Source organism: Paenibacillus sp. FSL M7-0802, from assembly GCF_038004945.1.
Classification (GTDB): Bacteria; Bacillota; Bacilli; order Paenibacillales; family Paenibacillaceae; genus Paenibacillus; species Paenibacillus polymyxa_B.
In genome coordinates this window covers 1,110,197-1,129,402 of the sequence record NZ_JBBOSD010000001.1, presented here as the reverse complement: position 1 = coordinate 1,129,402, position 19,206 = coordinate 1,110,197, and the positions used below count along the sequence as shown (strand labels likewise).

General features: G+C 44.2%; 19 protein-coding genes and 1 pseudogene. 16 read left to right on the top strand and 4 right to left on the bottom strand.

Going from position 1 to position 19,206, the window contains the following annotated elements; genetic code table 11:
* Window positions 1-56: 56 nt before the first annotated feature.
* Window positions 57-1,070, bottom strand: a complete 1,014-nt coding sequence (locus MHB54_RS05730; RefSeq protein WP_023987700.1) for an RluA family pseudouridine synthase — start codon at window positions 1,068-1,070, stop codon at window positions 57-59.
* Between the two features lie 223 nt (window positions 1,071-1,293).
* Here MHB54_RS05730 and recQ point away from each other — a divergent pair, with 223 nt between their 5' ends.
* From recQ to MHB54_RS05715, 3 genes are all read left to right on the top strand, one after another.
* On the top strand, window positions 1,294-3,192 hold the full coding sequence (gene recQ, locus MHB54_RS05725) for a DNA helicase RecQ (RefSeq protein WP_025724305.1): 1,899 nt from the start codon (window positions 1,294-1,296) through the stop codon (window positions 3,190-3,192).
* 54 nt (window positions 3,193-3,246) lie between these two features.
* Window positions 3,247-5,115 (top strand): B12-binding domain-containing radical SAM protein, encoded by a 1,869-nt coding sequence (locus MHB54_RS05720; RefSeq protein ID WP_028543002.1) that lies wholly within the window; start codon window positions 3,247-3,249, stop codon window positions 5,113-5,115.
* A 184-nt stretch (window positions 5,116-5,299) separates the two neighbouring features.
* The gene (locus tag MHB54_RS05715; RefSeq protein ID WP_023987703.1) at window positions 5,300-6,613 is read left to right on the top strand and encodes an alkaline phosphatase; all 1,314 of its coding nucleotides are present in this window, start codon (window positions 5,300-5,302) and stop codon (window positions 6,611-6,613) included.
* A gap of 204 nt (window positions 6,614-6,817) precedes the next feature.
* On the opposite strand, the gene MHB54_RS28680 is transcribed toward MHB54_RS05715, so the two are convergent.
* From MHB54_RS28680 to MHB54_RS05705, 3 genes are all read right to left on the bottom strand, one after another.
* Window positions 6,818-6,907 carry a putative holin-like toxin gene (locus tag MHB54_RS28680; protein WP_007429455.1) on the bottom strand — a complete coding sequence of 30 codons (90 nt, stop codon included), beginning with the start codon at window positions 6,905-6,907 and terminating at the stop codon, window positions 6,818-6,820.
* Window positions 6,908-7,060: 153 nt separating this feature from the next.
* Window positions 7,061-7,666 carry a DedA family protein gene (locus MHB54_RS05710; protein ID WP_023987704.1) on the bottom strand — a complete coding sequence of 202 codons (606 nt, stop codon included), beginning with the start codon at window positions 7,664-7,666 and terminating at the stop codon, window positions 7,061-7,063.
* 15 nt (window positions 7,667-7,681) lie between these two features.
* A complete protein-coding gene (locus tag MHB54_RS05705) occupies window positions 7,682-8,257 on the bottom strand; it encodes a class I SAM-dependent methyltransferase (RefSeq protein WP_250272556.1) in 576 nt (191 codons plus the stop codon).
* A 284-nt stretch (window positions 8,258-8,541) separates the two neighbouring features.
* Here MHB54_RS05705 and MHB54_RS05700 point away from each other — a divergent pair, with 284 nt between their 5' ends.
* The 13 genes and pseudogenes from MHB54_RS05700 to MHB54_RS05640 all read left to right on the top strand — a co-directional run bounded on the left by MHB54_RS05700 (window position 8,542) and on the right by MHB54_RS05640 (window position 19,043).
* Window positions 8,542-9,378, top strand: a complete 837-nt coding sequence (locus MHB54_RS05700; protein WP_264454036.1) for a hypothetical protein — start codon at window positions 8,542-8,544, stop codon at window positions 9,376-9,378.
* Window positions 9,379-9,459: 81 nt separating this feature from the next.
* On the top strand, window positions 9,460-9,813 hold the full coding sequence (locus MHB54_RS05695; RefSeq protein WP_023987707.1) for a FlxA-like family protein: 354 nt from the start codon (window positions 9,460-9,462) through the stop codon (window positions 9,811-9,813).
* Between the two features lie 530 nt (window positions 9,814-10,343).
* Window positions 10,344-11,180 (top strand): BglG family transcription antiterminator LicT, encoded by an 837-nt coding sequence (licT, locus tag MHB54_RS05690; RefSeq protein ID WP_023987708.1) that lies wholly within the window; start codon window positions 10,344-10,346, stop codon window positions 11,178-11,180.
* Between the two features lie 147 nt (window positions 11,181-11,327).
* The gene (locus tag MHB54_RS05685) at window positions 11,328-13,223 is read left to right on the top strand and encodes a beta-glucoside-specific PTS transporter subunit IIABC (RefSeq protein ID WP_023987709.1); all 1,896 of its coding nucleotides are present in this window, start codon (window positions 11,328-11,330) and stop codon (window positions 13,221-13,223) included.
* 6 nt (window positions 13,224-13,229) lie between these two features.
* Window positions 13,230-13,444: pseudogene (locus tag MHB54_RS05680) on the top strand (hypothetical protein); the annotation flags it as partial.
* 294 nt (window positions 13,445-13,738) lie between these two features.
* On the top strand, window positions 13,739-14,167 hold the full coding sequence (locus tag MHB54_RS05675) for a GNAT family N-acetyltransferase (RefSeq protein ID WP_023987710.1): 429 nt from the start codon (window positions 13,739-13,741) through the stop codon (window positions 14,165-14,167).
* An 11-nt stretch (window positions 14,168-14,178) separates the two neighbouring features.
* The gene (locus tag MHB54_RS05670) at window positions 14,179-14,640 is read left to right on the top strand and encodes a hypothetical protein (protein WP_023987711.1); all 462 of its coding nucleotides are present in this window, start codon (window positions 14,179-14,181) and stop codon (window positions 14,638-14,640) included.
* 154 nt (window positions 14,641-14,794) lie between these two features.
* Window positions 14,795-15,286 (top strand): 8-oxo-dGTP diphosphatase, encoded by a 492-nt coding sequence (locus MHB54_RS05665; protein ID WP_023987712.1) that lies wholly within the window; start codon window positions 14,795-14,797, stop codon window positions 15,284-15,286.
* A 2-nt stretch (window positions 15,287-15,288) separates the two neighbouring features.
* Window positions 15,289-16,287 carry a phosphotransferase family protein gene (locus MHB54_RS05660; protein WP_023987713.1) on the top strand — a complete coding sequence of 333 codons (999 nt, stop codon included), beginning with the start codon at window positions 15,289-15,291 and terminating at the stop codon, window positions 16,285-16,287.
* A gap of 40 nt (window positions 16,288-16,327) precedes the next feature.
* Window positions 16,328-16,849, top strand: coding sequence for a GNAT family N-acetyltransferase (locus MHB54_RS05655; RefSeq protein WP_069080698.1), 522 nt, complete (start codon window positions 16,328-16,330; stop codon window positions 16,847-16,849).
* A 28-nt stretch (window positions 16,850-16,877) separates the two neighbouring features.
* Window positions 16,878-17,327: a hypothetical protein gene (locus tag MHB54_RS05650; protein ID WP_023987715.1), complete on the top strand. Its 450-nt coding sequence runs from the start codon at window positions 16,878-16,880 to the stop codon at window positions 17,325-17,327.
* Window positions 17,328-17,351: 24 nt separating this feature from the next.
* Complete coding sequence (locus tag MHB54_RS05645; protein WP_264454035.1) at window positions 17,352-17,855, top strand: DinB family protein; 504 nt, start codon at window positions 17,352-17,354, stop codon at window positions 17,853-17,855.
* A 153-nt stretch (window positions 17,856-18,008) separates the two neighbouring features.
* On the top strand, window positions 18,009-19,043 hold the full coding sequence (locus tag MHB54_RS05640) for an NAD(P)/FAD-dependent oxidoreductase (protein WP_023987717.1): 1,035 nt from the start codon (window positions 18,009-18,011) through the stop codon (window positions 19,041-19,043).
* Window positions 19,044-19,206 lie beyond the last annotated feature (163 nt).

The window sequence follows — 19,206 nt, the reverse complement described above, 5'->3', positions numbered from 1 at the left end:
AGCCCCCTCATTTCCTCTTATATTTTTCCATCTAATCTCCGTATGCTTTGCCAATTCTACTCCCGAAACGGATTCAAAAAGGTTTTAGGAATGTCGGATTCAAAACGCAGCAATACTCCGGTGACGGGATGAATAAATGACAATACCCTCGCATGTAGGCCAAGACGCCCAATCGACTTGGATTTGGAACCGTATTTTTTATCTCCAACAATTGGATGGCCGATATCCTCCATATGTACGCGGATTTGATTTTTGCGTCCGGTTTCCAAACGTACTTCCAGCAAAGAAAAATGCCGATTGGCTTGAAGCAGCTTGTAATGAGTGACTGCGTGCTGTCCGTCATTCGGATAAGGACTGGAATACATTTTTAGCGTCTTGCTTTCTTTCAGCCATGAAGTGATCGTACCCTCAGCTTTTTTAACTTGTCCTTCGACAAGAGCAATGTATGTTCGTTCATACACAACTTCCTTCCACGCTTTTTGCATTTCCTGCTGTATGGCTTCGCTTTTCGCAAACATCATCACTCCTGATGTATCACGATCCAAACGATGCAGTACAAAAATACGATTGTACGGATGTTCGCGCCTCACATGGGCCGTAAGCTGGCGATATGCTGTTACTTCCTGCTCCTGCGCTGAAGCCACGGACAGCAACCCGGCATCCTTATGGATAACGATAATGGCTTCATCCTCATGCAAAATACGTAGCCCAGTCAGTGGTACGACGGGAGTTATTTTTTCCTTGGAAAGAGCGACAGTCTGACCTTGCTCCAGTGGAAAATTATGCACGGTACGCGGAATGCCGTTGACGGACACCTGCCCACGAGCCAGTGCTGATTTAATGGAGTTACGACCCATGCCAGTCACATGTTCTACTAAAAAGCTCAATAGCTCGGCAGGCTCCTGGACGATGTATGTTTTGGCAGGGGCTTTATCTAAAGCATTCGTTCTCCGTTGAGCTTCCGGTTTATGGGAGCCAGATCTTCCGGCAGGTTTATGACTGCGTTTGGAATGGCTTGCGTTTGACGTAGATTTTGTATGATTTTTCCGTTGGGGTTTCCGATTGTTCATGGATTCTTTCTCCTTCTTGGAACCGTGTCTCTTCATAGTTATGGACAAATTTGCGGCACCGTGTTCACTATATCATGAGAAAACAGCGAACGCCATAAGGGACTAAACCAGATTGGCAGTCTTCTAGCGGTTGAACATTACCCAGAACCCCGGTAAACTAAAGGTAACGAAAGAAAAGCCGATATGCGTCAAGGACGCTAGAAATATGAGGAGTTTTGAAACTATGAGTGTACAAGCACCAACATTGGAACGGGCGCAGGACTTGCTGCAAAAATTTTATGGCTATCCCGATTTCCGGGAGGGACAAAAGAAAATTGTGGCCAGTATGCTGGAGGGCAACGATACGTTGGGCATCATGCCGACAGGGGGCGGAAAATCGATATGCTACCAGATCCCCGCGTTGTTGCATGAGGGGCTGACCATTGTCGTGTCACCGCTCATCTCGCTGATGAAGGACCAGGTGGATGCGCTGACCACAATGGGGATTGCTGCTGCCTACATCAATAGTACGTTGAGTGGTCGAGAAGTGAATGACCGCATACGAGCCGCACGAAATGGTGACTTGAAGTTGCTGTATGTCGCACCAGAACGACTGGAACTGGACTGGTTTCGCGATGAAATGGCTCAGTTGCCAATTTCCTGCGTTGCGGTAGATGAGGCTCACTGCGTTTCCCAGTGGGGCCATGATTTCCGTACCAGCTATCTGGCTGTGGCTCCATTCGTGGACGGGCTGTATGAACGCCCAATCGTGGCTGCGTTTACGGCAACGGCGACACCGCAGGTCATGGATGACATCGTGCGCCTGCTTCGTCTGCGCTCACCGGAGACGTTCGTTACAGGCCTTGGGCGGCCAAATTTGGCGTTCAGTGTGCTGCGCGGGGAAGACAAACGTAGCTTTTTACTGAATTATGCCCGTGAGCATGAGGGGGAATCGGGCATTATTTATGCGGCGACACGTAAGGACGTGGACGATTTGTACCAACGGCTGCGTGACGCAGGCATGGCAGCCGGGCGCTATCATGCCGGGATGACAGATCAGGAACGTGCAGATAGCCAGGAAGGGTTTTTGTACGACGATATCCGTGTCATTGTAGCAACCAATGCCTTCGGCATGGGGATAGATAAATCGAACGTACGCTATGTCATTCACTACAACATGCCTAAAAATATGGAGGCTTACGTGCAAGAGGCGGGACGCGCAGGACGTGATGGCGACCCGAGTCAATGTATTTTGCTGTTCGGACCGCAAGATATTGTGACGCAGAAGTTTCTGATTGAGCAAAATCCACAGGATGAAGACCGCAAGCGCAACGACTACCGCAAGCTCCAGCAGATGGTTGATTATTGCTACACGACTCGTTGCCTACGTACGGCACAGCTTGAGTATTTCGGAGAAGCGGAAGAGCATGAAGCTTGCGGTATATGTAGTTCATGTACAGATGAGCGGGAACTGGTTGATATGACCATAGATGCGCAAAAGATTTTTTCGTGCATTCATCGCATGCGGGAGCGTTATGGGGTCTCGATGGTCGCCTCGGTCTTGAAAGGCTCGCGTAACAAAAAAGTACTGCAGTATGGTTTTGACAGCCTGCCAACCTATGGCGTGATGGGCAACCGGACGGAAAAAGAAATTGCTGAAATTATCAATGTTCTTGTTTCGGAAGGCTATCTGATGTTGTCCGAGGGGCAATATCCGGTCGTACGCTTGCAGCAGCTTGCGGCTGAAGTGCTAAAAGGCCAGCGAGAAGTCATGCAGCGTGTGGTGCGACATGCCACGGCTTTTGCAGGTGGAGCAGGTTCACGCGGACGACAGGGACGCGATGCATACCCGGCTGCAGTCAACGAAACCGTGTTCGAGCAATTGCGCCTGATTCGTCGCGATCTGGCCGCTCAGGAGCATGTACCGTCTTATATCATTTTCAATGATGCGACGCTGCGTGAGATGAGCGTAGCGAGCCCGCAATCCGAGGCAGACATGTTGCGGATCAAGGGTGTCGGCGAAGTGAAGTTCCGCAAGTACGGCAAGCCGTTTCTTGATTTTTTTCAAAATCAGGGGAATATCGGGGGAACGGTAAGCGAGGACGAGATTTATGCAGACGATGTGTACGAGGATTTTGAATAGCTATACTAAGGTAAGGATAGAACAGTTCATGCAAACTATAAAAGGTTGTGACCTATGAAAGTCATTTTATCAACGTTAAATGCAAAATATATTCATACCTCGCTGGCAATTCGATGCCTCAAAGCCTACAGTGAAAAGGACTTTGATATCGAGCTGGCGGAGTACACAATTAAGGACCCGGTGATGAACATCGTATCCGATTTGTTTCAACGGGGGGCAGATGTTATCGGCTTTTCCTGTTATATTTGGAACATTGAAGAGACGATTAAAGTCATTGATGTGTTGAAAAAAATTATGCCCGAGGTCAAAATTGTTCTGGGTGGTCCGGAGGTATCCTACGATACGGATCACTGGATGAAGCGTTTGGCGAATGTGGATTTTATCGTGGTTGGTGAAGGAGAAGAAACATTCCATCAACTGCTGCAGGAGCTGGAAGGGGATCGCAAGTTCCATTTTGTATATGGACTGGCTTACCGTAAGGGAGAAGAGGTTATTCAGATGCCCGGCCGCCCGAAAGCGGACTTGAACGAGCTGCCGTCGCCCTATCGTTTTGCAGAGGATATACCGGAACTCGGGAAACGGGTTGTTTATTTTGAAACGAGCCGGGGCTGTCCGTTCAGCTGCCAGTTTTGTCTGTCCAGCATTGAGGTTGGGGTACGTTATTACGATATTGAGCGCACAAAGTCAGATATTTTGTATCTGATCGACAATGGGGCCAACCTAATCAAGTTCGTGGATCGGACGTTTAATATTAAACGCGATTATGCACTGGAAATGTTCAAATTTTTGATTGAAAATCACCGTGGCTGTGTCTTCCAGTTTGAGATTACGGCAGATATTATGCGTCCTGAGGTGTTGGATTATTTAGCGGAGAACGCGCCACCGGGCGTATTTCGATTTGAAATCGGCGTCCAATCAACGAATGATCCCACCAATGAGCTGGTTAAGCGTCGCCAGAACTTTACCAAGCTTTCCCGTACTGTTACCAAGGTCAAACAAAGCGGTAAAATCGACCAGCATTTGGATTTGATCGCCGGATTGCCCTTGGAGGACTACAACACATTCCGTAAAACGTTTAATGACGTTTTTGCGCTCGGCCCGGAAGAGCTTCAACTTGGCTTCCTCAAAATGCTGCGTGGCACCGGACTGCGTATCGACGCAGACAAGTATAACTATACGTATATGGATGTTGCGCCGTATGAAATGCTGAGCAATGACGTCCTTTCCTTTGCCGATATCGTCCGGCTCAAGCGCTTGGAAGATGTATTGGAGAAATACTGGAACTCTCATCGTATGGATCATACAGTCAACTATCTGATTGAGCGTGAATTCTCGTCCGCTTTTGATTTCTTTCAGGAATTCGGAGACTACTGGGAAGGACAGGGCTGGCAAAAAATCGGACATCAGCTCGAAGACTTGTTCACGCGTCTCCAGTCCTTTCTGGAATCGCGTGGAACAAAGCGAATGGATATGGTGCTTGGACTGATGAAGCTTGATTATTTCCTGAACCATAAATACAAGCCGCGTAAAATCTGGTGGGAGCATACCTTGGAGAAGGACGATTGGTCCAGCTACATGAAAATGATTCTCCAGCACCCGGACGCGCTGTTGTCACCTGCGGTTGCAGATTTAGTGGCAGATGCGAGCAAGGAGAGTACAGGTGAGGCGAATGTAGGCAATCAACAGCCTCAGCCATACCGCGAGATTATTCCAGCCTTTGCTTCATTGAAGCTGAGTGAAAAGGAACTGCAAAAGCACGCGGTGCTGGATGTACTGCCATTTAGTCTGGATCATATCCTGAGTGGGGGAAGCCCATTGACAGCCGAAGGCCGCACGCTTCTGCTTGTAGTCTATCAGCAAAATGGACAGCAAAAACCGCTCTACTACACCATGCCGATCGGCAAAAATATCGCCGCCATTTAAATATAGACGCCAGAGGGCATCGACTTTGATAAACCAAGAGTCGGTGTCTTCTTTTGTTTTATAAAAAACAGGTGGTCACTCCAAATTTTACATTCGTGTAATCTTTTGCTTTACGATGCTTTACAAAGCAGATATATGATTACTTTATCATATATGAATATTAAATTTATTGGAGTGTGACCTTGTGAAAAAGCGTTCGATGAAAAAGAGTATCCTTGCTTTCGGTGCCATTACCGTTTTGAGTGCGCCATTGTTATCTGCTAATATTCCTAACGCTTTTGCAGCCTCATCTAGTACCAAGTCTACTACCGCACAGGTATCCAAAGGACTGAAAACCTCGTCAGCGAAAGTCGATGCTCCTAAGAATGTCATTCTCTTTATCGGCGATGGTATGGGAGAAGCAAGTCGCAACGCGATTCGCTTGGCGACGGTAGGGAAATCGGGATTACTTGAAATGGACAACATGCCTGTAACTGGCTTGGTTAGCACAAGTTCAGGGGATAATCTTGTTACGGATTCCGCCGCCGCTGCGACTGCAATTGCAACAGGTGTGAAAACGTATAACGGCGCGATCGGAATGGATTTGAATAAAAAACCAGTGACAACGATTATGGAGCTGGCTAAAAAGGCAGGCATGTCTACAGGTGTTGTGACGACAAGCCAAGTGACAGACGCAACCGGGGCCGCCTTTGGTGCGCATGTCGAAAAACGCTCCGCTCAAAGCGAGATTGCCAAGCAGTATCTGGAGAAAAGTAAGGTGGACGTTATTCTGGGCGGTGGTGAGGATTTCTGGTACCCTGCCGGAACAGTAGGCAAACATCCAGATGCTCCGGCAGAAGATCCTGAGGAAGCTAGTAAGGGAACTCAAGGGAATTTGGTAGAACAAGCGAAGAAGCTGGGTTATAGCTATGTGACGGATCAGACAGAAATGAAAGCAGCTAAAGGTTCTAAGTTGTTAGGGCTGTTCGCCAATGAAGAGATGTTTCAAGCTCACAACAAGCTGGGTAACTCTTACAACCCAACGGTTTCTTTACCGGATATGACGGCTAAAGCGATTGATGTTCTTTCCAAAAACCAAAAAGGTTTTTTCCTGATGGTAGAGGAAGAAGGAACGGATGAGATGGCGCATGACAATGAAGGTGAGTTAACGATTAAGGCTGGGCAACAACTCGATAAGGCCGTTAAAGTAGCTAAAGAGTATGCCAAAGCGCATCCAGATACATTAGTGTTGGTGACGGCAGATCATGAAACGGGCGGTTTGGCGATTGAAGGCGAAGATGCGGAGGATGAATCCGGTGAAGGCGTCTCCAAAGAGGATGGTCCTTTTACTGTAAAAGGCTCTAATGAAAAGTTTTATATCGACTGGACCACAGGAGGACATACATCTGTTGATGTGGCGTTAACCGCGATGGGCCCCGGATCTTCTCAGTTTAGCGGGAATTACCCGAATACTGCCATTCATGACAAGCTGGTTAAGCTGCTTCAATTAAAGAAGTAACGTAGGGTGAAAGCTGCCTCTTAAAAAGATTTTCCATATTGGCAATATGGTTTTTCCTGTGATAAACTAAAGCTAATAAGTATATACTAAAAAAGAGTAAGGATGCTACCAACATCCTCACTCTTTTACAACAGCCGCTTATAAGGGCGGTGGCTGTAGGGTTGGATTAGTAAAATAGACCGCTAACCTTTTCCGGAGGGCGGTCTATTTCTTTTTGTTGAAGGAAATAATCAAGATCACCAACGTTGCAAATTGAATCATCAACATTAATGTATCTTTAACCTCCACAGGCATCACCTCCTTTGCAGGAGACTAGCCGACCGCCCATCTAAGCCATTCTGTTGTTAGTTTATAGTATATCATATGGATAGTATTGCTAAAAAGGACAAAACCAAAGGTAACTTTTAAATTCGCTTATATTATGAACATGCCGAATATCCTCAACCTTTACTCCTCCGTTGTTTTCTTCCCCCACACAAATTTCATTATAAAAAATATAATTGTCAGCATGATGAGAAGCAATGCCATCTGCAGGCCATAACGATGGATCAGTTCTCCTGCTGCTTGTACATGATCGCCAAAGATACGTCCGAGCAGAAAGAAGATCAGCGTCCAGATCAAGCCCGTTGAATAAGAGAAGAGGGCATAGCGCTTGAAGCTCATTTTATTGATTCCGACAATATATGGAATAATGTGACGGACGATCGGTAGCAAATAACTGATGCAAATAGTGAAGTTTCCATACTTATGTACTAATTTTTCCGAAAACGTAATGTACTTGTCCATTTTTTTCTTCCGGCGCAAACGTTCTAGAATCGGTGTACCCACGGTTCTCCCCAATACATAACCTAAGGACAAGCCTGATATAACCCCAAGATATACAATTAAAAAAGCGGGTAACGGGTGAAGTATGCCCATGCTTGTTACAGCCCCGCCAGTCATCACAATGACTTCGTCCGGGATGGGCAGACCTACAATTCCGAGCCATAGAGAAAAGAATAATGCTGCATAGCCGTATTGTTCGATGATGGAAATTAAATATTCCACGTCCATACGCATACTCCTTTCTTATGCTTTCTTTCGGCATACATACACGAATGCGGGTGGAACGTTCATAGGCACAAACTTGATTTCTTCAATATCAAACCATTCACCTAACTGTTGCTTCATCTGTTTAGAGTATTGAAAGGCGACAAACATTCCTCCATCCCTGAGTGATAGATGAATTTGTTCTACAATTTGATTTCGCATCTCTTGTGGAAAATTGAAAAATGGCAGCCCGCTAATTATGCAGTCAAGCTGTTCTATTTGGGCATTTTTCATAGCAAGCTGAAGCTCACGCGAGTCGGAATAGCACAGATAATTCGGGAATCTTCTTTTTAAATTCTGCTGCATGGCCTGGTCCTTTTCAAAGAGTAAGACCTTTGGTTGAAATTTAGCAGCAGACGGGATGTATTGAGTAATTGCCCCCGTGCCAGCACCAAGCTCGGCAACAGCATGAACTTCACTCCATGGAATGGATTCTATCATATTTTTAGCTAAAAATCTGGAACTTGGTGTTACACTACCCACATATGCAGGCGAGTACAAAAATTTGAATAGGAACATAAGTCTCTCGTGAACCAAATGGCTAATACGGATCATACATCATTCCCCTACTTTCAATTTTTAGAATACGTTCATTTATTCTTTGCTAAGAGTAACAAATTATCCCTTTACTTACTCCTGTCTCGAGTAGGGTTAATCCCCCCGTCCTGCGGAGGGGATTTTCCTTGACTATGGTCTAGGAAATAAAAAAAGAGTGGTATTAATGAGTCTGTATTTATTCAGTTATCATTCAGCATACCCTCAGGTTGCATTCAGATTTGCTGCCGATGAAAGGTAGGTGGGCAGCTAAAAACATTATGTACACTGAGAGGGGATCTACTTTGTCACTATCCATTAACAGGCATCTCATCACGACTTCCTATGATCAATCGAATACGGTGAAGTCAAATGAGAATGGACTAAATACCACGGGTCATACCACACACAAGAAATCTAACGATTCACTCGAATTGAGCAAGGAATTTATGGAATACACGGGAGGAATGCAGGCTCCACTTCCTACGGAAAACTACAGTAATGATTACAAGTACGACGACCAGGATACCATTGTACTAACTACAGACCAACAGAAAACGCTGTTGTCTGATCTGCAAAGTTATCTGATGTCTTCAAGTGCTTCCTCTGATACAGATGAACTTACCAATAGCACGAAGAATCCGTTGGCTTCGGTTAACGATTTATTAGCCGATGTGGATCTTTCGACGGCAACAGATGAGGAAGTATCGGAGCTATTCGATAAGATAGCAGAAACGATCCAAAATAATCGTCCTGCACCGCCGCCAGAAGGAGACCCGTCCCATCCTGAAATGGATAGCAGTGGTCTGCCTCCTATGATGCAGGCAATGGGTGGAATTATGCCTCCATTCGCATGGAATATCCAAGAGACTTCCAATCAAGAGGATAACGGTGCTACATCTGAGAAAGAGCTTACAGTAGATGAAAAAAGATCCTTGCTGAGTGATTTGCAAAGCGTTCTGAGTTCCAGTCTTATATCCGGGTCAACAGCTTCGGACAAAGATCAGGAAACAGATCTGCTTTCTACATTAAAAGACGCGTGGGGAAATACAGACAAATCGAATGCCACAGATGAAGAAATATCGGCTTTATTCGATGAAATCGCTAAGATTTTTGAACAATCTGTATCATCGTCGTCTTAGTCATTAGAGTGCAATACCATAGCTTAGAACCGGTTAGCCCACACGTGTAAAACTCATACTTTTAAAAAGGAGAAATCTCGTATGAACATTTCATCCACATCCAGCAGTTCTATATCTATTGCAAGCACTTCGTCTTCATCCAGTACCAACGATACAGCTAGTCTGGAAAAGCAAAAAGCTCAACTTGAAGCGGAGTACAACAAGGTACAGCAAAGTAAAGATAATAAAGATACAAAAGAAACAAAAATGAAGCAGCTTCAACAGCAAATTAAACAGATTGAAGCTCAAATTGCACAGCAAAGTTCGCAATCCAGCAGCACGTCAACTCCAAAAATGGAAAAGCCCGCTCCAAGTAACATGGAAACAACTCGTATCAACAGTGCTAACAGCAGTGATATTACAGGAGTTGGGAAATCACTGGATATTTCAATTTAATCATCCCATCTTTTTTCCTGTAGGACAGACGATGGATACAAACGATAGCAGGCTCTCCGTTTCATAGGGGCCCGTTTCTACCGTTAAAACGGATGCTAATGGAGCCAATGCGGTTTTAGCAACAGGAGTCTCCAGACAAGAAAGTGTGTACCAAAAATTAACGAAAAATAACAAAAATATCTCATATTAGTAATTAGCAAGTATTAAAAAGAGCCCGATAAGCAAGTATCATCGGGCTTTTTATCAAATTCAGGAGGCGACTGTGTCTATTCATACTTTACAGCTAAACCTCGCTCAAGTGATAATTTAGCTATGCAATTACTAATTTAAGCGACAGGTGTTGAATTCCAGATTTGAGATTATTTTTTTGTTGAAAACGCTATCTCCATCCTATATAATAACTACATAATTAATATTAGGGTTGTTACTGCAATGCAGGCAAAGCCTAAACCAATCCGTACTAAATTATGTTTAGTTTTGGATTAGTTTAGGTTTTTTTTGTTAGTAAAAAATACAAAGTGGGCGAACTCATGAGGATTAAAAAAGTATTCAACAATAATGTTGCATTGGTTGAAGGACCAAATCGATCCGAGATAATTGTTATTGGAAAGGGACTAGCCTATCAGAAAAATCCAGGTGAAAATATAGATCCATCCAGAATTGAGAAGACTTTCGTGATGGAGACTAAAGAATTATCTGAGCGGCTATCTACATTACTGAGTGAAATTCCTACAAAGCATCTAGAATTGACAGATCAAATTATCCGTTATGCAGTAAAGGATCTCAACACTTCCTTTAGCAATAATATTTACCTGGCTCTTACAGATCATATTAGTTATGCAATTACGCGTGCTGCACAGGGATTGAGTCTCAAGAATGCGCTGCTCTGGGAGATACAGAAGTTTTATCCGAAAGAATATCACACGGCAATGCACGCATTACACTTAATTGAAAAGGAAACAGGAATTACATTACCTGTAGATGAAGCTGGCTTTATTGCAATGCATTTTGTGAATGGCCAGCAGGATGGTCAGGAAATGGAACAGACCTTAATGGTAACCCAGATGGTTCAAGAAATTCTTAATATAGTAACACTTCATTATGGGATTGAGCTAGATGAGGAATCACTCAATTATAGCCGCTTTGTGACTCACTTAAAATATTTTTCTTATCGCACCATGCGTCATGAATCGATTCCTTCTGAGGATGATGAGCTGTACGAACAAGTCGTTGTTAAGTATCCTGAAGCTTTTGCCTGCAATGAGAAGGTAAGAGCATATTTACGGGAAGAGTATCAAGTTGAGACAACCGAAGGTGAAATGGTCTATTTCATGCTCCATATTAGGCGTGTGACCAGCAGAGAGTAGCCTATTACAATAAATAGCAGGGTTGTTACCATTAGTTGGGCAAAGCCTGGATAAGTGATGAGTGTACTGGTTTTCAGTGTGCTTTATCACCTGTTCAGGTTTTTTTGTTTCATATTAAAAGAATGAGGTCTAAAGGAGCGAGAACAAATGAAGTACGAAAGATTAGCCAAAGATATCGTGCAGAACATTGGGGGAGAGGAGAATGTTGCGAATCTTGTCCATTGTGCAACCCGGTTGAGATTTAATTTAAAAGACAATCATGTACCCGACAAAGAGAAGCTAAAAAGCTTAGAAGGAGTGCTAACGGTCGTAGAAAGTGGTGGTCAATTCCAAGTGGTTATCGGAAATGACGTTGCGCACGTGTATCAAGAGATTATGAAAACTAACAAACTAGGGGCGGGCAATACTGCATCTGAGGATGGAGATAAACCTAAGGAGAAGATCATGTCCAGAATTTTTGCAGTGATTTCTGGAAGTCTATCTCCCCTGTTGCCTGCTATGGCGGGGGCGGGGATACTTAAAGCTTTCTTAACCCTGTTCACAACCTTTGGCTGGGTATCTGCGGAAAGTGGAACTTACCTCATTCTGGCTGCAGCAGCTAATGCCGTCTTCTATTTCCTGCCTATATTCCTGGGCGTCTCTGCAGCGATCAAATTCGGCGCCAATCCTTATGTAGGTGGAGTTATCGGTGCGGCATTAATGGAGCCGAATTTTACGGGGTTATTGGCCAATGGAGATACTTCTTCATTTCTAGGCATTCCTGTAGTGCTAATGGATTATTCGTCAACCGTCTTTCCGGTGTTCGTAGCTATTTGGATATTCTCTTATGTGGAGAAATATCTAAAGAAAATCATCCATAAAGAACTGCAGACGTTTTTGGTTCCGTTATTGTCCTTAGCCATCATTGTACCGCTCACTGCTATGATCTTTGGCCCATTTGGAGTATATATCGGAAACGCGATAGCAGATGCCATTAATTATCTCATGGGAGTAAGCGGGCTGTTGACAGGAGCTGTCATTGGCGGGTTAATCTTTTTCCTTGTTGTTTTTGGCCTTCATTGGGGTATTATTCCGATCGTTCTGGCAAATCTTACGAATGGAACCGATCCAATCCTTGCGATGTGGGCAGCCTCTAACTTCGCGATGGCCGGGGTGGCACTGGCTGTTTTCATTAAATCCAAAGAAAAGTCTTTGAAATCAATTGCTGGTTCCTCTACATTAAGTCTGTTGTTAGCAGGTGTCTCTGAGCCGACTGTCTACGGGATATTGCTGCGTTACAAGCGCACGATTCCCTATGTTATTATTGCTGGAGCTATCGGAGGGGCAATTAATGGCGGTTTCCATACGTATGCTACAGCATTTGTCTTCCAAAATATTTTTTCGATCGGTGCATTTGAACCTATTGGGTATTATTTAATAGGAATTGCAGCTGCCATGGGTATTGGTTTGATTCTGACGATTCTTTTCGGATACATGGATAAAAAAGCTGTAACAGTAACTGAACCAATTGATGTAGCTCCTACTGTAGAAACAAAGGCTATTCAGCCAGAAGCAAGTGTCAATGTTATTGCTGGTTCGCCGAGCTTAAAGAAAGAGGTACTGATCAGCCCATTAACAGGTGATGTGAAATCCTTGATTGAAGTTCCCGATCCTACCTTTGCAGAAGGTGCTATGGGGAAAGGTATTGCAATAATCCCGAGTGTTGGCCAAGCTTTCTCGCCAGTGAACGGTACGATTAGTACTGTACTTAAGTCAGGTCATGCTGTAATTATACTGTCCGAGAATGGCGCAGAAATATTGATTCACATTGGAATCAATACCGTTCAATTAAAAGGGCAATACTTCACGCCTCGAGTGAAGGCAGGAGATCAGATCCGCAAAGGAGATCTATTAATTGATTTTGATCTTGAGAAGATTAAGGAGGCCGGATACAATCCGATCACACCTATTATAATCTCGAATACTAGCGATTATTTGGATGTTATTGAAACAACAAACTCATCGGTTTTGGCACAAGATAAGTTGCTGACGCTTGTTGTCTAAGCAAATCTGTCTTCATCGGAATGGGGCTGGCAGATTGATCCGCTTGGTCTAAGGATTACTCTAAACCTACTCTCACAGACAGTGATGCTAAACTCTCGAACATCGTGGATAATGGACACACTATTTATTATGACGCGGGTGAGAGTGCAAATAACTGGTTGAACGGGGAGACGATCACCCTGTCTGGCGGCGGCAAGCTGACTCCAGCCAGTGCTTCATAAGCAGCAAGACGATAAAATCATTTCAATTAAATCCATAGGAATAAAAAGCAGTTGCTGGTCTATTAAACCAGCAACTGTTTTTACGTTTACTAAATATTTTGCATGAATCCAGGGAGCGACTTTCAATCAGCGCTATATAGATCGGAATAATTTTATCTGTTTAAATGGCTCATGTGACTAAACATAGAAAAGTATATACAATATATAACAATAGGAAGATGAAAGTATTTTAACCATATTATTTTCTTAAATCAGTAAGTGCTAGTAATCATTTCAAATTGGAGGGCTTATGCCATGACGCTGGAACCTCAGATGAGTCGAGGTAGTAGGGAGGAAGCGCGTTTAGTCAGAAACAAGTTGATTGAGTTTAATGCGAAACACGTCCCAGCAGATATTCGAACCCGATACGAAGAGATTAATCTTACGCTCAAAGATGAAGATGGTCAGGTGATAGGCGGTCTCCTAAGTGTACTATGTTGGAACTGGGTGGAGGTTGATATTTTGTGGGTAGATCAGCGCTACAGAGGAAAGGGCTACGGTTCACAACTGCTTGGTGAAATCGAACAAATTGCTAAAGATAAAGGGTGTAATTTTATACAACTTAATACCTTTACTTTTCAAGCGCCCGAATTCTATGAAAAGCATGGCTATGAAGTCGTTGGTGTCATTGACGATGCTCCAAGAGGCTTTAAACACTATTATTATAAGAAAAGTATCTACTGAGGACTCTATATATGCGCGTACAGATCAAGGAAATAAATAAAGATCATCATATCATCATTCGTAGTATTGGCAAGGAAAAAGTATACGGCTACTGGACATATTTTTGGCATGAACTGACTTCTGGATATGCGTATGTTGTTCCGTATGAACAAAGCTTGAATAAGATGATTCCCGGCTGTGTCATTTCGGTCGAGACTTCTCAATCCAGTATAGAAGGGTTCAGAAGGCTGAAGTCTACTGAAGAGACAGGGATTTTTCGACCTCAACCCAAGCTAGGCGACTACTGGATTCAAGGAACGATACATCAAGTGATGCAGGGCGAAGCAGGTGGGATAGAATGTCTGGAGATTGTAATAGGAGACACTACGTTTATTTTGGATTCTGAAGAAATGAATGGTGATGTCAACGTTAAAGCGGGCGATGTTGTCGCCTTTGAAATCATAGGCCTACAGTTGTTTGACGAGGGACTGTGATCGCTCCAGGTTACCCCGCTAATCTAGTCTATGGTTAGAGTTATTGCGCTCTACAAAATAACGAGTTAAAGTATGGTGAATTCCATATTTAACCACAGTATGTCGGTGTGAAAGTTAAAAGCTAGATTATAGTGAATCGTGAATAAAGAAAGGTATGATCGGATTGACAACAGAAGTGACACACAAAATATATACCATGTGTATGATTCAAGACGGAAGCAAGGTATTGCTTATGAATAGACCAAATCGAAAGGGGTTTCCGGGTTATATTGCTCCAGGAGGAAAAGTAGAGTTTCCAGAAAGCATTGTGAATGGAGCCATTCGTGAAGTAAAGGAAGAAACAGGCTTAACCGTTACGGAAATTGTATTTAAAGGAATCGACGAATATTGTGACCCAAGTCAAGGACTGAGATATATGGTCTTTAACTATTTGGCTACAGCCACTGAAGGTGACCTATTAAAAAATCCCCCTGAGGGAGAACTGCTGTGGGTGGATATGAAGGAGGCGCTAAATCTGCCGATGCAGGATTGGTTTAAGCGGAGATTTCCATTGTTTTTCGAGCCGGGAACGTTTGAGGTTAGTTTCGTTTGGCTAGCAGATACGGATGAAACCCTGGAAGCAACGATTAAGAGCTATGGTGTGTAGAGATGACGACGACCATTTATTTTTCGTCTAATCGGCTAGGCGAGGTAACAAATGATCAAATGCAAAGGATGCTGAATCGTTTTGATTTGGGACGTTTGCTGTCTTACGAAAAAACGGCAGAAGGTGTCCTAGGGCAAACTCTCTATGTTTCCTCAACGGCTGGGCAGTTTGTGCTGAAGGGGAACCCGCTTTTTCTAGGGCAATGGATAGAAGAAAAGTTTATGGTGGAGCAAATACAGACACGGACTCCAATACCCGTGCCAACACCGTATCTTGTGGATCATACGGAGGACATTTTCGGCTGGAGCTATGCAGTTATGCCCCGTCTATACGGTCAGCATATACATACACCTGAGTTGCAAGCAAAGCTGACCTCGCTGGATAAACAGCAAATGGCTGAAATGCTTGCTACTGTTCTGTTGGAGCTTCATAGCTGGAAGGTTAAGAACAGTGGAGAGCTGGATACAACAACTCTAGCCATTCGCCCTTTTGAAGTCTCTTATCGAGGATGGTTGTATGGACGAATTCGATATTGGCTAGAGGATGCCAAAAAATACTCGAACATTTCTGTACAGGATATGGAATGGGTAGAGGAAATATTGGAAGGCTCCCGTCAAGCATTCGATCAGCTGGAAGCTGCGACCTTTGTGATGGGGGATTTTAAACCGCAAAATTTCCTTGTGCAGAATGGGGATAAGGGCTGGAGAGTCAGTGGTCTTTTTGATTTTACGACAGCCTATTTTGGGGATGGGGTTGCAGATCTTCCGAAAATAACCACCATGTATCTGGAGAACAGCGAAGAAGAGTTGGCAAAGGGTTTTCTTACTGCTTACGCACAAGGGATGGAAGCCAAAGAAGGATTTACTGAGCGTTTCCGGGTGCATATGCTGCATCAGCAGATTCTAAACTGGGGATGTGCCAAAGCGATGAAGCGAGTCACTTGGGATGATAAGCTCTCTTTTGCAGATTGGGCGCAAAAATTCATGGATATTGAAATATAAGCAATATGAATTGAACGTTTAAAGAGGAGGCCGTGAGTGGATGCAGACCGTCAGATTGGTACAGCCGGATCAGGACTGGAAGGACGCTTATCTTTCATTTTATGAGGAATGGAAACAGAGCCAGGAGCATATGGTGCCTTGGGTGATTTCTTTAGAACCGTACGATTTTGAAGGTATGCTGACGGTTTTAAGTAATCAGGAAAATGGAATCAACCTGTCTGAAGGCTGGGTCAAAAGCTCAACATACTGGCTTGTGAATGCGAATGAACAGGTCGTGGGAGCAGTGAATATCAGGTATGACCTTAACGAACACCTAATGAATGCCGGAGGTCATATCGGTTACGGTATCCGTCCTTCTGCACGAGGGAACAGGTACGCTGTTACAATGCTGGCCTTGGCGTTAGAAAAAGCAAAAGAGCTGGGGATTTCCCGAGCCCTGGTCGTATGCGACTCCGATAATATTGCCTCCAAAAAAACAATCATACAAAATGGCGGAACGCCGGACAAGGATTACATAGAGGAAGACGGAAACCGTGTAAACCGGTTTTGGATCGAACTGTGAGTGAGAAAGAAGGGAACGCGAGAAGCTCATGAAATTATGGCCTGAATATGCGCAAAACATCATTGTTGGTGTTATCTTTGAAGGGGAATGGAATTGGTATGTGACGGAAAGAGAGTATTGGTTTTTGAATACCGAGATGGAGGAACGGTTTGGTATCCCTATTTTGGATGAAACCACAGTGGGAGCATTTTTGGATCACATCTGTGAATATAAGGTGGCTACTGGGGAACTAACTTCAATGCTCCAGTTGCTTGATGGTGCTATTCAGCATCAGGATGAAGTGTTGGAGTTCTGTCCTGCTCTGTATGTTAACTTTGATGAAAAAGTTCTCTATTCGCTATTTCCTGAGCCAGCCTCGTTTGAACACTATGTCCCAGCGGGGTGGAAAGGGGAATATCAAAACTTTTTGAACGAGGTACCTTCACCTGAACAGTATTGGATGATCGAGGGAAGTAATTTTTTTGAGAAATTCACTTGATAGGACGAAGGAGGAAATAAATATATGGATTCTTCTATGCATGAGTTTAAAATCATATCCGAGCACAGAATGTACGATCAATATTTGGTAAAGTTGCGGGCATGCATTGTGCTTTTGGATGAACAGGTGCTATGGCGAGTAGGTGAGACGGAAACGAATAGCATTGGTGGGATCATCAACCATATCATGGTACATGTGCGCAGAAACGCAGCCAAGCTCATAGATCCGACGATTACATACAAGCAAGGAATGGAGGATAGCTTTATACCTTCCATGCAAAACAAGGAACAACTGATGGATGAGGTAGAAGAAGCTTTTTCATCCTTCTGTGCAGCATTGGACCATACGGGGGCGATAAATATGTATGACGTATACCATGTGGTGGAGCATACGGCTTATCATCTGGGGCAGATCATAGACCGAGTTCAGAGATTGGCAGATCACCGTTTTCAATTTGTACAGACAGGACTTAATGAAAAAGCATTGCATGCGATAGTGCAGCAATCCTTGCATAATCTACGAGAATAATGGAATCAGTAGCTATATAAACCTATAAAATGTAGTTCTAAGGTCACAAAAACCTCTGTAATGGTCATGTTTTTATTTCTTAATTGATATTGATAATTATTATCACTTATAATAGGAGCAGACATATTACGTTATGATAGGGAGAGTTGCAGAGTGACAGTGTCCTTGGAATTATATGATGTAACGATCATCGGCGGTGGTCCTGCCGGTATGTATACCGCATTTTACAGTGGAATGAGAGATATGAAAACCAAGCTGATCGAAGCCAAGCATGAGCTGGGCGGACGAATGCGCATATACCCAGAGAAGATGATTTGGGATGTCGGGGGGGTTACCCCGGTTTTATGTGAAAAGCTGATTGATCAGCTGGAGCAGCAGGCGCGGACGTTCGAGCCTACCATTGTGCTGGGACAGCAGATCACTGGTTTGGATCGGCAAGAGGATGGCACGTTCCTGCTAACTTCTGCCACAGGGGAACAGCATTGGACACGCACGATCGTTCTGGCAGTAGGCTATGGTATTCTCAAAATGGCTAAGCTGGAGATTGAGGGGGCGGACCGCTATGAGGTTACGAACCTGCATTATACTGTACAAGAGCTGGAGCCATTCCGGGGCAAGCACGTCCTGATTTCTGGTGGAGGCGACTCGGCAGTGGATTGGGCGAATGAGCTGGAGTCTATTGCGGCGAGTGTGACCGTCGTACATCGTCGGGATCACTTTGGCGGACATGAGAAAAATGTAGCTCGTATGAAATCATCCTCGGTCCGTGTCCTCACACCATACGCGGTGAGTCAGCTACATAGCAACAATGGAGAGACGATTGAACAGGTGACGATCAGTCATGTAGATACGGGCGAAATACAGGTGTTGAATGTCGATGCTGTCATCGTAAATCATGGACTTAAATCCGACTTCGGCCCGCTTCGGGATTGGGGACTGGATATGGGTGAGTGGCATGCCCGAGTGAGCGAAAAGCTGGAAACGAATCTGCCAGGGATTTTCGCAGCAGGCGATTTTGTCGAGTACGGAAGCAAGCTGTATCTAATTGCCGGTACGTTCACAGATGCCGCCCTTGCACTGAATAGCGCCAAGCTGTACATTGATCCAGCAGCTGACAAAGCGGCATATGTATCTTCTCATAACAGCCGATTCAAGGAAAAAAACCGCGAGCTTGGTGTCGTGGAGTAAGAATACGGAATAAGTTATATAGGATTAGCAATAGGGTAGGGAAAATGTAAAAGAACTTCCGCGACTGCGATTTGTGTGGTTTTGGAGGTTCTTTTTTTGTCAGGTTACTGACTTCTCGTTCTAAAGGTTGGATAGCATACACCATATAGAAAAAAATGAAGAA